This window comes from uncultured Citricoccus sp., from assembly GCF_937871995.1.
In the GTDB taxonomy this organism is placed as follows: Bacteria; Actinomycetota; Actinomycetes; order Actinomycetales; family Micrococcaceae; genus Citricoccus.
Genome location: NZ_CALMQR010000040.1, coordinates 1 through 13,084 on the forward strand (window position 1 = coordinate 1; position 13,084 = coordinate 13,084).

A 13,084-nucleotide genomic window follows, 5' to 3' on the forward strand; every position below is an offset into this window, starting at 1 on the left:
TCGAATCCTGCAACGGACTCGAGGGGCACCTGCTGACTCATATTCCTAGCCTTATTCATCCAGGCGGCACCGCAAAGCCACTGATGATCCAGGTCCGGGTAGCTCCCAGAGTCACTCGGCTACTCGTGTTCAGTCGTCCCCGTTGAGGATCCGTTCGGGAAGCAACGGACCTAAACCCGCGGTCCGGTCACGCTTTCACGGTCAGGGCCCTTCTGAGCGTCGATGACTGTCGAAAGAGGCGGTGGTTCGGTCAGCGAATTTCTTCCACCACACTGGTGCCCTTCTCGGGGCGGGATACCCATGCCCAGGACTCCTCGAACCGGACGCGCCCGTCCTCAAGCACCACGATGTGGCTTTCACAGACACCACTGGCGGTGGCCCCGCCGGTGTCGAGATGCACGTAGCGGAACTGTAAACGCTCACCCTCGCGAGTCCCCACGAGATACCCGCGGACGATCTCCCCACCGTCGTACTCCGCCCAGATGGCCGCACCGTCCTCGTGATACCGAAAGCGGGTGGCCGCTCCAACTTGGCCGGTGACGGCATTGCTGACTCCGGCGAAGGTCTTCCCGTGCAGGGAAACGGTCACCGGATCGGGGAGGATATCGCCTGAAGTAGCCATCCCAGCACGCTAACCGCCACCGGCTCTGCTCACCCCGCCCGGTTGAGCAGTGTGACCCGCAGGCTCCGTACGGAGGGCGGCGGACCACGCCTGTGGATCGCAGAGAGACGTGGCTCGGTTCGCGCAGAGGCACCTGGCCGTTCGCGCTCAGTCGTCCGTTCGAGATTCTTGAAGAAGACGCCTGTGACCTGTGTCGTCGCCCTCTGAGTCGGACGGCTGGGCATCTTCCGGTTTCACGTAAGGCCCGACTGCCAATCGGGGCCATGCCGGCCCAGACCCCTGAGAGGTTTTGACGCCATGGGACGTGGGCCTGGCGGTGGATGCATCCCCTTGTCGATGTAGCGCCGAGGGTTCTCGTATCTCAGCGTGCGTCAGGTGGTGGGGTAGGTGAGGGCGATGAGGTCCGCTTCCAGCGTGGTGCGGTCGGTGTCGTTGAGGACGGCTCCCCAGAGGGGGGCGCTGTTACTGCCGTCGGTGGCGGCAATGATCATTCGGGTGGCGAAGGGGTCGACACCATCGTCGAAGAGGGCCGCCCGCCATTGCCGTGCGTCCTGTTGAGCGAGCTCTTCGGGGCCTGGCTCGAACATGAGATGAGCGGCCAAGGCGAGGGAGTCGCGGAGCCCGGGAAGGTCACGGGCCTCGGCGAAGCTCACCCGGATGTAGGCCCGGGTGAGCCGGCCCGGGGTCTGTGGTTCTTCCTCGGCGGCCAGTCGTTCGACGTCCCGGCGGAAGCGGTCCATCAGATCGATGGCGAGGCCGTTGAGGAGCTGATCCTTGGTGGGGAAGTGGTAGAGCAGTCCACCCTTGGACACCCCGGCTGCCGTGGCGATCTCCGAGAGGGGTACGGCCGTACCTCGCCGGCCGATCTGCTGCGTGGCAGCATCCAGGATCAGTCGCTTGGTGTCCTCCGCGTCGCGTCCAGCGGTGCGCGCCATATGAGCATCCTTTCTCGCGTGCCTTTGCTACAGCATCTCAGTGCTGGGCCACAACGGCCGCTTTGGTGTTGGGGATGAACACGTAGGCGACGACCGCGGCCACGACCATCACCAGAGCCGCAATCAGGGTGGTGGCCTGCATGGCGGACACGAAGGCATGTTGCGCCGCCTCCAGTGCTGGGCTGCCCGGTTCCAGGACCGCGGTGGCCGATGCCAGGGAATCCTCAGCGCGGGTCGCCGCCTCGCCGACGGTACTACCGGGCAGTACCAGGTTGAGGCGATACAACACGGTGATGACCGATCCCAGAACGGCGATGCCGAGGGCGACGCCGAGTTCGTAGGCAGTCTCTGAGATCGATGCCGCCGCTCCGGCCTTGGCGGGTTTGACCGCCGAGACCACGGCATCCACGCTGAGGGTCTCGGCGATGCCGAGACCCAGGCCGAGGGGGACCAGGGCCACAAGGACCCAGATCAGTTGCTCCTGTCCTTCCAGCCCGGCCATCAGCGCGAGTCCGGATGCGCCAATGACCAGCGCGAGGGCGATGGCCCGCCCCCGCCCGACCCGGGTGAGCAGATATCCCACCACCGTGGCCGCGACCATGGACGAGAGTGCCGCAGGCAGTTGGGCCAGTCCCGCCTGCAACGGGCTGAGATGGCGCGCGAGCTGGAGGTATTGGGAGAAGAAGAACAGTACTCCGCTGAGGGCGAAGACCGAGATGAAGTTCACCAGCACCGCCCCGGTGAAGGCGGGGTTGCGGAACAGCTCTACGTCGATCATCGGTGCATCCGAGCGCCGTTGACGACGCACGAACGACACTCCGCCGATCACGCTGGCCGCGATCGCGGCCATCGTGGGCAGGCCGAGCGCTCCGCCGGTGAGCTGCTTGATCGTGTAGACGAACGGGATGATCGTCAGCATCGACAGTCCGCTGGAGAGCACGTCGAACCGAGCCGGGCTCGGATTCCTGGACTCCGGCAGCAGCCACGCCCCGAGAACCAGCACCCCTGCCATGACCGGCAGGTTGATCAGGAACACCGAACCCCACCAGAACCGTTCCAGCAGTGCACCGCCCACCAGTGGACCGAGCGCGATGCCACTGGCGGCCGCAGCCGACCACACGGCGATCGCTCGGGTGCGCTCGACCGGGTCGGGAAAGATGTTCCGGATCAACGACAGGGTCGAAGGCATGATCGTCGCCCCGGCCACACCCAGCAGCAGCCGGGCAACGATCAAGACCTCCGCGGTCGGGGCGAAGGCCGCCATCACTGAGGCGGCCCCGAATGCTGCCGACCCCAGCAGCAACAGCTTCTTGCGGCCGATCCGGTCGGCAAGATTGCCCATCGTCACCAGCAACCCGGCCAGGGCCAGGGAGTAGATATCCCCGATCCACAACACCTGGGTGGCCGTAGGGGACAGGTCCGCCGTCAAGGACGGCACCGCCAAGTACAACACGGTCGCGTCGATCGCCAGCAATAGCACCGCACCCACCAGTACGGCCAGGGACGCCCACCGGCGTCCCGAACTCAGCGCATGCTCCATGTCCACTCCTTGAACTAACCGTCTGGACGGTACAGTTTTATCGGTGTCTCCTGACGAAGGTCAAGTGGCGCGTTGTCCGAACCCACCTGTCGTGTACGTGTCCTTCAGGCTTGGGGTGAGTGGTGGTCTTTCGTGTCTCGGCGCCCGGGCGCCCGATCGCTCCCGAGCTGATGCCGTGCGGAAATTCCCCTCACCGGGTGTCGACTCATGAAGAAACGGATAGTGCGCGTTCTCATCCGGTGGAGCATCGTATGCATCCTCCGCGTTCCGTCACGAACACCATGGGCTTTGACCCCTGACCGGCGTGCGACCGCCTATTTTCCGCCCCCTGACCGTCGAGGTCCCAGAAGGAAGGTGGCGACGTGACGTGTATGATTGTGAGCAGCGTCACACGCAATGGAGTGGCGACGGATGCGGCATCCTCTCTCGCCGGTTCGTAGTGGACGATCAATCAGGGCAGGAGTCAGAAGGATGGACAGTTTCGCCACAACCGACCCGCTGCATGAGGTCACCGTGTACGACGTCAGGGGAAACGCGATCGGCACCGTCGCGGAGATCTTCGGTGAGGCCCCTCATGAATCCGCCCCCGCAACCCCGCAGTCCAGGGGCACCATCCCTGAATAGTCTCCACGGGTGCGCGGGGAGCACCTGGGCGGTCGGCCCTGTCCTCCCGCGCAGGGTCGGACCTATGCTGTCGCCACCCCTCAGTGCCGAGCCGCGGCCTCGCTCCCGGCTCCGTGGTTGCACGCCTCATGAGACACCGGAACCTCTCCCTACTCTCCCGAGGACCCATCATGAAGACCCTGTCGCGTACCTGTATGGTGGCCGGAGGCGCCGCCGTGCTCACCGCCCTGGCCGGTGTCACCGCCGCCCATGCCGTCAGTGTCACCGTCCCGGACACGGGCACGCTCCTGGTCGGAGGCGCCGGCGTGAGCTTTTCGGTCACCCTGGACTGCGAGGCCGGCCGGACGGCTGACCTCCTCGTCAACGTCGTGCAGAAGGTGGACGGCGCCCACGTGGCCACGGGCGGGGTCATCTCCGACACCGTGACCTGTGCCGCGGGCCAGGAGACCGTGGAGGTCGCCTTGCTGGCCGCCGGTCACTTCGCCTTCACCGAGGGCGACGCAGCGGTCCAGATCCTCATGTTCACGTGCGACACCGTGGCCTGTGAGAGCACCACGGTGACCGGCCAGGCCCGGCTCGGACTCACCTAGGACCATCCGTCGCGTCACCCTCCGTGCGGTGAGGACCGGTCCCGCGTGCGGTGCAGGACCGGTCCGCGTCCGTGGATCAGGAGGCGACCGCGGTGGTCGTCAACGCCTCCGTGACGGCATCCGCCCACGGGCGGGCGAGGTCGGCGGCGAGGTCGCGGCCGGCGGCGTCGTGCCGGCCATACTCCCCGACGCGTTCCGCCCCGCAGGCTCGCAGGGCCTCGTCGAGGATCTCCGAGCCGCGCGAGTACGTGGCGTGGTAGGACCGGTCGCCGAGGCCAAAGACCGCGAAGCGCAGCCCGGTCAGGCCGGGCCGGGCCGCCAGCAGGCCGGCGTGGAAGGCCCGGGCGGAGGTGGGCAGTTCGCCGTCGCCGTAGGTCGAGCAGACCAGCAGGTACGGCCGGGTCGGGTCCAGGGTGCCGGGGGCGGCCGGGTCCGCCCCGGCGAGGTCGAGTACCTCCACCGCGTACCGGTCGGCCAGGTGCCCGGACAGTTCCTCCGCGACCAGTTCGGCATTGCCGGACTCGGTGGCGAACAGGATGGTCAGCGGCGGCAGGTCGGTCCGGCCGGTCTGGGCCTGCGCCCCCGCACTCGCCCCGGCCCCGCGGGCCTCGGCACCGGTCCGGACACCGGTCCCGACGCCGGCCGGTCCCGCGAGCGATCCGGCGGTGGCCGAGGAGGCGATCAGCCGCATGCGTCGCCGGTCCAGCAGCTTGGCGCGTACGCGCCCCTTGGCGGCGGCGGCGCGCTCGTGGGCGTCCAGGCGCAGCCAGCCCTCGTAGTCGGTGGCCCGTCCCAGGTAGGGGCGCAGGCCGACGATCCCGGTCTTGCCGCTGTGCTGGTCACCGGCACCCCCGCTGCTGACACCCCCGCTGCCGGTGTCCCCGCTGCCGGGGCCCGAGCCGGGTCCCTCCTCCGGCGCCGCCTCCGCATCGCGGGCCGCCGCCAGGTCACCGGCGATCACCTCGGCCAGGTCCCGGGCGTCGCTGCGCTGGGAGGGGATGGTGCCCTGCGGGCCGCGGCGGGCCCACCCGGCCAGGTACAGCCCCGGCTCCACGCGGCCGCTCTGCCGCGCCTGGTCCGTGATCCCGTCCAGCGCCGCGGTGAGCTCGCCGTCCCCGGCCTGGAAGCCGATGGCGGTGATGACGCTGTCCGCCGCGATCCGGACCCGGTCCGGTTCGTCGCCCGGCGCGCCGCCCGGTGCGTCACCCGGGCGGTCGCACGAGGCGGCCTCGACGCCGGTCACGGCCCCGGTCGCATCACGCACGACCTCGCGGGGGGCGTAGCCGAGCCACCAGTGGACGTGGAGCCGGGCCGGGCCGGTCTGCTCGCGCCCGGCAGCCGCTAGTCCGGCCATCAGCCCGGACCGGGGGTCCCCGGCCGCGGCCAGCCGGTCCGCGTCCGGGCCGTGCACGGTGTGCACCAGGCCGGGCAGGTCCAGGATCTCCCGCAGCATCACGGGATCGAACCTGGCCCGTGCCGGCAGCGAGCGGCCGATGACGTGCACGGTGTCCAGCCGCCGGGTCAGGGTGGCGTGGGCCGCGTCATGGATGTCGGACCCCTCCAGGCCGGCCGCGGTCTTGGCGAGCAACCGGACCACGTCCATGGCCACGTTGCCCATCCCGATCACGGCCGCGGACCGCCCCAGCGAGGCCGCGTCGGGCTCCGCCCAGCCGGTCCCGGAACAGGTCTCCGGCTCCCCGTTCAGCAGCCGGGTCAGTTCTCCCGAGCCGATGACGCCGGTGAGATCGGCGCCGAGCACCTGCAGGGGAGCGTCCCGGCGCAGGCCGGTGGCCAGCACCACCGCGTCGAAGTGCTCCCGCAGCTGCCCCAGGGTGACCTCGGCACCGGCCGCATCCTGGGATCGCACGGCCGGGGCGTGCTGGGCGGGGCGCCCGCGCAGCACCAGGTCCTCGGCCGCCGCGCCCGTGTGCACCCGGGTGGAGCCGACGAAGCGCACGCCGTCGTGCTCGAAGAGCCGGGAGAACTGGTCGGCCACGGCCTTGGTGCCCTGGTGGTCGGGGGCCACGCCGTAGCGCACGAGGCCGAAGGGCTCGGGCCGGGCCTCGAACACGGTCACCCGTGCCTCGGGCAGGCGGCGCCGGACCGCCTGGGCGGTGTAGCACCCCGCGGGTCCGGACCCCACGACGGCGACGTGCGGGCCGACCGCACCGCCCAGTGCGGCTGCGGGAGCCGGCGTCGTGCCCGGCGCCGGTCCGGTGGCCGCGGTGCGGTCGGCGCCGTCACCGGTGCATCCGGGGGAGGCCGTCCAGGTCACCGGCATCTCGTCCATGCCGCGGAACACCCAGCCGCCGGCGCGGGCCGGGCGGTCGGGGATGAGGTCCAGACCGGGCAGCGCCTCGAACAACCGCGGCAGCGCGACGTCGGCCACCTCGGCCCGCGCGACCCACGCGCCGAGGCAGACGTGCACGCCCTTGCCGAAGGCCAGGTGGGCTCCCTCGCCCGCCCGGCGGATGTTGAAGCGGGCGGGGTCGGCCCACTGGGACTCGTCCCGGTTGGCTGAGAGCAGGCAGATGCCCAGCTTGGCCCCGGCCGGCAGGTGGACGCCGCGCAGGGCCACGTCCCGGGTGGTCTGGCGGGAGTACATGCCGATCGGGGCGACCCAGCGGATGGCCTCGTCGAACACGGCGTCCCACAGGGTGGGGTCGGCCTCCACGAGGCGGCGCTGCTCCGGGTCGTTCAGGAGCGCCCAGGCGGCCACGCCGATCGCGTCGCGGGGCTCGTTGAGGCCGCCGCCGATGGTCATCTTCAGGTTGGCCCGGATGGACTCGACCGGCATCTGGTAGTCCGGCAGGGCCACGAGCGCGGAGAGCAGGGAGTCGTCCGGGTGGGCGCGGTGCCAGTCGAGCATCTCGTCCAGGGCGGCGTCGACCTCGTCGAACGACGCCTCGCCCCTGGCCCACACCTCGGGGTCGTCGGCGTAATTCCCGGTGGCGTCGATCATGGTCTGGGACCAGCGCTGCAGGTCCTGCTGGGTGACGTTGTGCAGGCCCGTGATCGCGCGCAGGTTCTCCGCGGCGTAGGGGGCGGCGAAGTCCCACACCAGGTCCGCCCCGGGGCCCTTCTCCCGCAGCTCGGCCAGGTAGCGGTCCGCGTTGCGCTCGAAGACGGGCCGCCACGCGCGCTTGACCACGGAGGGCCGCAGCACGGGCTGCCAGGCCCGGCGCTCGACGACGTGGTCCGGGTCGTCCTTGCGGAGCATCGAGTGCCCCATGGCGCGGATCATCAGCGAGCCCTGCTCGTTGGCGGAGAAGGTCGACTGGTCCAGCTCGGTGTCGTGCACGGCGTCGTAGGAGGTGACCAGGTAGCGGCCCACCGCCGGCACCCAGTGCACCCCGCCCTCGGCGCGCAGCCGCTCGAACACCGGGAACGGGTCCGCGTAGAGCTCCGGGATGGTCACCCAGTCGGCCACCGGGGCCGGCCGCGACCCGGCGGGGGCGCCCGGGGCCTCGGGCGTCGGCCGCCCCTGTGTGGTCGGGGCGGGGGTAGGAACGACGGCGTCAGTCATCTCGGGCGTCCTGGTCGGTGGTGGTGGAGTGGGCCTGGATCCGGAGCGGGGCGAGGGGCGTGCCCTCGCGGTAGTTCCCGAGGAAGAGGTCCGCGCCCTCCTCGGTCAGGGTCGGCGCCGGATAGCAGGCCGCCTGGCCGGAGGCGGGTGCGCCGAGCCGCGCGAAGGCCAGCCGCTCACCGGGGGTGAAGGGGTCGTCGATGGCCAGGACGGCGGAGCCGCCCGTCCCGAGGACGGCAGGGTTCGCGAGCGTGACGGCCAGCAGCCCGTGATGGCCGGTGAAGCGCACTGCCCCGGTCCCGTGCAGGGCGGGGCCGTCCGGGGCGAGGGGGAAGAGGATGCTCCCGTCCGGCTGCCGGACGGCACCGCCGTCCACGTCCACGCGGCCGTCGGCCAGGCGCGAGACGTAGGCGACGAACCCCTCGTGCACGGCCCAGAGCAGGCCGCCGGCCGGGACGGTGCCGTGCGCACGGGGTGCCTCGGCCCGGGGGGCGGTGGTCGTCACCGGGTCCTCCTTGTGGGGTCGGAACGGACGGTCTCGAGTCCTACTGTGACCTGCCTCTCAACTACAGTGCAACTGAGAAGATGTGCTCTACAACCACAAGGAGACTGCGGTATGGAGGCCGGCCCGGAACGGCGCCCCGAGGGCGATCCCCGGTTCACCCTGCGCCAGCTCGAACTGTTCGTCGCCGCCGCCGAGCACGGATCCTTCGCGGCCGCCGCCCAGAACGCCTACGTCACACCGAACGCGGTCTCCCAGGCGGTGACCGAGCTGGAGGGGGCCCTGGGCGTGGTCCTGGCCGTCCGCCGTCGGGCCCGGGGACTGACGCTGACTCCGGCCGGGACGCACCTGCTCGAGGGGGCCCGGGCACTGCTGCGGCAGGCGACCGACCTGAGGCTGAGCGTGGGGGAGGGGGCGGGCGCGCCCTCCGGGCCGGTCGCCGTCGGGTGCTACTCCACGCTCGCCCCCACCCTGGTGCCCGAGCTGTGGGAGCGCCTCGCGCAGCGGTACCCGGACGTGGACCTGACGATCGAGGAGGGCACCACGGCCGAGCTCGTGGAGCTGCTGCACGCGGGCCGGCTGGACCTGCTGATCGCCTACGAGGTCGCCCTGCCGCCGGGGCTGGGGAGCAGGCCGCTCTTCGCGGCGCACCCGTGGGTGGTGCTGTCCCGGGCCCATCCGCTGGCGGGGCAGCGGGCGGTGGACCTGCGCGACCTCGCCGACGACCCGCTCGTGATGTTCGACCTGCCGCCCAGCGGCCAGAACACCCTGGAGCTGTTGCGCCGGCGGGGCGTGCGGCCCCGGGTCGCGCACCGCACCACGGACTTCGAGCTGGTGCACTCCCTGGTGGGGCGCGGGATGGGGTACGGGATCCAGTTCCAGCGCGCCGAGGTGGAGGTGAGCCGGGAGGGCCGGCCGCTGGCGGTCCTGCCCATCACCCCGGCGCCGGACGCCGAGCCCGTGGTGGTCGCCTGGTCGGAGCGGGTGCCTTTGACTGCGCGGGCGAGCGCGGTGGTGGAGGTGGCCCGGGAGTTCCTCTCGGCACCCGTTGGCTAGGCTCGGGGCATGGCCGAGCAGCGCGCAGACCGCACCGAAGACCAGCCCGACGCCGGCCCCGCCCGGACCGCACCCGCCCGCCGTCCGCTGGGGCCGTCCTCGCGCTCGCAGGTGCCGGACTTCGAGGTAATGACGATCCTCGGCCGGGTCAGCGAACTGCGCGCCGCCGGGCACGACGTGGTGAGCCTGTGCGCCGGGGAACCCGGTGGAGGAGCACCGGCCGCGGTGAACCAGCGGGCCGCCGAGATCCACGCCTCCGGCAGGGCGCTGAACTACACCCCGAGCCTGGGCATCGCCGAGCTGCGCCAGGCCATCGCCGGGCACTACCGGCGGTGGTACGGCCTGGACGTCGACCCGGCGCGGGTGGCCGTGACCACCGGGTCCTCAGGGGCGTTCATGGCCGGGTTCCTGGCCGCGTTCAACGCCGGGGACCGGGTGGCGATGGCCCGCCCCGGGTACGCCGCGTACCGGAACATCCTCACGGCGCTGGGCTGCCAGGTGGTGGAGATCGACGCCGGCGCGGAGGTCCGCTACCAGCCCACCCCGGAACTGCTCGAGCAGGCCGAGGCCGACCACGGTCCGCTGGCCGGGCTCATCCTGGCCTCGCCGAACAACCCGACCGGCACCATGGCCACCCGCGCCGAGGTCGCCGTGCTGGCTTCCTGGTGCCGGAAGAACAGCGTGCGGCTGGTCTCGGACGAGATCTACCACGGCATCACCTACGCGGACGGCGCGGCCGCGGACGGAGGCGGTGACGAGCCGGGCGACGAGCGCGGCGTCTGCGCCTGGGAGTACTCGACCGAGGCGATGGTCATCAGCTCCTTCTCCAAGTACTGGGGCATGCCCGGCTGGCGGATCGGCTGGATGCTGATGCCCGAGGACCTGGTCCCGGCGATCGGCGGCCTGTCCGGGTCGGTGTCCCTGTGCCCGCCGGCGGCCGCGCAGTACGCCGCGGTGGAGGCCTTCGCCGAGGAGTCCTATGCGGCCTGCGACGAGCAGGTGGCCGGCTTCGCCCGGGCCCGCGCGCTGCTGCTGGACAACCAGGAGCGGCTGGGCTGGACGGATGCGGCCCCGGCCGATGGCGCGTTCTACTTCTACGCCACGCCGGGGGAGCGGATGCTGGCGAAGTACGGCACCTCGACGGCGTACTGCGAGGCCCTGCTGGAGCAGGCCCACGTGGCGCTCACCCCGGGCACCGACTTCGACACCGCCCACGGCGACCAGTACATCCGCCTGTCCTTCGCCGCCGGGCACGACGCCGTCCGCGAGGCGATCGAGCGGATCGTGGCGTTCCAGCGGGGCTGAGCCGGGGCGGCCCGGGCGAGTCCAGGGCTAGGGGATCGGGATGGCCTGACCGCTGCGCACCCGCTTCATCACCATCGTCGAGCTGAGCCGCTGCACGCCGGGCAGGGAACCGAGCGCGCCGTCGTACAGCCTCTGGTAGGCGGCCAGGTCGGCGGTGAGGACGCGCAGCAGGTAGTCGGGATCGCCGAAGAGCCGCTGGGCGTCGACGATCTGGGGGACGTCGTTCACGGCGGCCTCGAAGGCGGAGACGGTCTCGACGTCGGTGCGTCCCATGGTGACGAACACGATCGCCTCGAAGTGCAGTCCGATCGCCTCGGGGGAGACCACGGCGCGGTATCGCTCGATCGCGCCGGACTGCTCGAGGTCCTTCAGCCGGCGATGGCAGGCGGACAGGCTCAGCCCCACCTTCTGGGCCAGGACGGTCGCACTCATGCGCCCGTCCTCCTGCAGCAGGGAGAGGATCTCCCGGTTGATCGCGTCCATGCCGAGAATCCTCCCGTTCAACCCCCGGATCTACACAACACATCGAAGCACATTTCGCGCGATCCTCCGTACGATCTCCGGCAGAACGGTCGAATGGAAGGACGAGCGCGATGGATACGGCGTTGATGGCCCAGTTCTGGCTGGTGGCCCTGCTGCTGGCACTGACCCCCGGCGCCGACTGGGCCTACGCGATCTCGGCCGGTCTGCGCGCCCGCTCCGTGGTGCCCTCCGTGGCCGGCATGGCCTCCGGCTACGCGCTCGTGGTCACCATCGTCGCGGTCGGGGCCGGCGCGGTGGTCACCGCGTACCCGGTGACGCTGACCGCCCTGACCGTCATCGGCTCGATGTACCTGCTCTACCTGGGCGTCTCCACGCTCACGGCCCAGGCCCCGCCGATCACCGCCAGCGACCAGCCCCTCGGCACCGGCCCGTTGTCCCAGTTCGTCCGCGGTGCCGGGATCAGCGGGATCAATCCCAAGGGCCTGCTGTTGCTGCTGGCCTTGCTGCCCCAGTTCACCTCCGCCTCCGGCGCCTGGTCCTCCACGGCCCAGATGTTCACCCTCGGCAGCCTGCACGTGGCCAACTGCGCGGTGATCTACCTCGGGGTGGCCCTGCTCGCCAGGCAGCTGCTGGGCTCGCGCCCGCGGGCGAGCAACGCCGTGGTCAAGGTCTCCGGGGTCCTGATGGTCCTGATCGGCACCGGCATCCTCGTGGAGCAGGGGATTGCCCTGTTCTGAACCGCCTCGCAGCGACCACCCAGCAACGGTCGATACCCTCGGTCTGCCCACGGGAGATGACCAGGAGGACCCATGCAGCAGCCGACCATGCTCCGCCGCGGACTGCAGGGCGTCGGCGTCATCCTCGTCATCGTCGGCGGCGCGGTCTTCGTGCTGATGCTCGTCCTCGGGCTCGAGGCGTTCCTTGCCCAGTTGCCGGAATCCACCGGGGCGGCGAGCGTGTTCTGGGCCACCGTGGCGCTGGTGATGAAACTGGCCGTGCCGGCACTGCTGGTCTGGATGGGGGTCCGGTGCATCAACCCACCGGACCGCCGCAGGGAGACCTCGTGATCACCAGACCGGACGGTCCGAGGTCCGTGGGCCAGGACGGTAGCAGCCCTCCGCTCACTGGGCCGCGGACCGTCGTGCTGCTGGGGATCGACGGGTCGGGGAAGACGACCACCGCCGTTGCCCTCGCCGCCGCTGAACGGGACGAGGGCCGCAGGGCACTCGTGGTGCGCAACCGTTCCGGCCGCCGGTGGCTGATCCGGGCGGGGCGCCGCGCCGGCACGGAGCTTCCCGTCCGGTGGGCGGACCGGATCGAGACGGCGGTGCGCACCTGCAACGTCGCACTCTCCCACCTCCGGGCCGCGAGCACCGACGGGCTGGTGGTCATGGACCGCCACCTGGTGTGCCAGCTCGTGCTGAGGCAGGTCCGGGGGCTCCCTCCGGGCCGGGTCCTGCCGTGGCTGTCGGACCGGTTGCTGCGCCGGGCCACCGTGGTCCTCCTGGACGTCCCGGCTGAGACCGCGCACGCACGCATCACGGCCCGCGGCGAGGACGACGAGCACCTGGACTTCCTGCGGGCCTCCCGCGCTGCCTACCTGCGGGGCGCCTCCCGGGGCTGGGCCGTGGTGGACGCCACCGGCCCGACGCGCGAGGTCCTGGGCCGGATCCATCAGGGTGCGGCGCATCGGCCAGCGTGAGCGCCGCTCGGTGCGGGCCGTCCACACCGGGCGTGACGCCGACCCTCCCCGGCCACCGGGACCGACGCCGGCCCTCACCGGCCGCCGGGACCGTCCCGTCCCAGGACTGTCCCGGCACGGTCACCGCTGGTCCGGTGCGCGGCGCCGCAGTAGGTTGTGGGCGTGGCGTCCCGGGACCTGGAGGCCCTGCCCGTGGGGT

The 13,084-nt window shown here is 71.4% G+C and carries 12 protein-coding genes; 6 read left to right on the forward strand and 6 right to left on the reverse strand.

Going from position 1 to position 13,084, the window contains the following annotated elements; genetic code table 11:
- Positions 1 to 250: 250 nt before the first annotated feature.
- From Q0283_RS03755 to Q0283_RS03765, 3 genes are all read right to left on the reverse strand, one after another.
- Positions 251 to 622, reverse strand: a complete 372-nt coding sequence (locus tag Q0283_RS03755) for a hypothetical protein (RefSeq protein WP_298043107.1) — start codon at positions 620 to 622, stop codon at positions 251 to 253.
- Positions 623 to 993: 371 nt separating this feature from the next.
- Entirely contained in the window at positions 994 to 1,557 is a 564-nt protein-coding gene (locus tag Q0283_RS03760) for a TetR/AcrR family transcriptional regulator (RefSeq protein WP_298043109.1), read from the reverse strand.
- Between the two features lie 37 nt (positions 1,558 to 1,594).
- The gene (locus Q0283_RS03765; RefSeq protein ID WP_183529220.1) at positions 1,595 to 3,097 is read right to left on the reverse strand and encodes an MFS transporter; all 1,503 of its coding nucleotides are present in this window, start codon (positions 3,095 to 3,097) and stop codon (positions 1,595 to 1,597) included.
- 794 nt (positions 3,098 to 3,891) lie between these two features.
- Here Q0283_RS03765 and Q0283_RS03770 point away from each other — a divergent pair.
- On the forward strand, positions 3,892 to 4,311 hold the full coding sequence (locus Q0283_RS03770; protein WP_183529218.1) for a hypothetical protein: 420 nt from the start codon (positions 3,892 to 3,894) through the stop codon (positions 4,309 to 4,311).
- Between the two features lie 76 nt (positions 4,312 to 4,387).
- Here Q0283_RS03770 and Q0283_RS03775 read toward each other — a convergent pair whose 3' ends face one another.
- Together Q0283_RS03775 and Q0283_RS03780 are read right to left on the reverse strand one after the other, a co-directional pair.
- The gene (locus Q0283_RS03775; protein ID WP_298043112.1) at positions 4,388 to 7,837 is read right to left on the reverse strand and encodes a cytochrome P450; all 3,450 of its coding nucleotides are present in this window, start codon (positions 7,835 to 7,837) and stop codon (positions 4,388 to 4,390) included.
- Positions 7,830 to 8,342 (reverse strand): HtaA domain-containing protein, encoded by a 513-nt coding sequence (locus Q0283_RS03780; RefSeq protein ID WP_298043114.1) that lies wholly within the window; start codon positions 8,340 to 8,342, stop codon positions 7,830 to 7,832. Before Q0283_RS03780 ends, Q0283_RS03775 begins: the two co-directional genes overlap by 8 nt.
- Before the next feature lie 111 nt (positions 8,343 to 8,453).
- On the opposite strand from Q0283_RS03780, the gene Q0283_RS03785 reads away from it, so the two are divergent.
- Positions 8,454 to 9,395, forward strand: coding sequence for a LysR family transcriptional regulator (locus Q0283_RS03785; protein ID WP_298043116.1), 942 nt, complete (start codon positions 8,454 to 8,456; stop codon positions 9,393 to 9,395).
- A gap of 9 nt (positions 9,396 to 9,404) precedes the next feature.
- On the forward strand, positions 9,405 to 10,700 hold the full coding sequence (locus Q0283_RS03790; protein ID WP_298043118.1) for a pyridoxal phosphate-dependent aminotransferase: 1,296 nt from the start codon (positions 9,405 to 9,407) through the stop codon (positions 10,698 to 10,700).
- Positions 10,701 to 10,727: 27 nt separating this feature from the next.
- On the opposite strand, the gene Q0283_RS03795 is transcribed toward Q0283_RS03790, so the two are convergent.
- Complete coding sequence (locus Q0283_RS03795; RefSeq protein WP_183529208.1) at positions 10,728 to 11,183, reverse strand: Lrp/AsnC family transcriptional regulator; 456 nt, start codon at positions 11,181 to 11,183, stop codon at positions 10,728 to 10,730.
- Between the two features lie 110 nt (positions 11,184 to 11,293).
- Between Q0283_RS03795 and Q0283_RS03800 the strand changes: the two genes are divergently transcribed.
- The 3 genes from Q0283_RS03800 to Q0283_RS03810 all read left to right on the forward strand — a co-directional run bounded on the left by Q0283_RS03800 (position 11,294) and on the right by Q0283_RS03810 (position 12,885).
- Positions 11,294 to 11,920 carry a LysE family translocator gene (locus Q0283_RS03800; RefSeq protein WP_298043120.1) on the forward strand — a complete coding sequence of 209 codons (627 nt, stop codon included), beginning with the start codon at positions 11,294 to 11,296 and terminating at the stop codon, positions 11,918 to 11,920.
- A 72-nt stretch (positions 11,921 to 11,992) separates the two neighbouring features.
- Positions 11,993 to 12,250: a hypothetical protein gene (locus Q0283_RS03805; protein ID WP_183529204.1), complete on the forward strand. Its 258-nt coding sequence runs from the start codon at positions 11,993 to 11,995 to the stop codon at positions 12,248 to 12,250.
- Positions 12,247 to 12,885 carry an AAA family ATPase gene (locus Q0283_RS03810; protein WP_298043123.1) on the forward strand — a complete coding sequence of 213 codons (639 nt, stop codon included), beginning with the start codon at positions 12,247 to 12,249 and terminating at the stop codon, positions 12,883 to 12,885. Before Q0283_RS03805 ends, Q0283_RS03810 begins: the two co-directional genes overlap by 4 nt.
- The last annotated feature ends 199 nt before the right edge of the window (positions 12,886 to 13,084 follow it).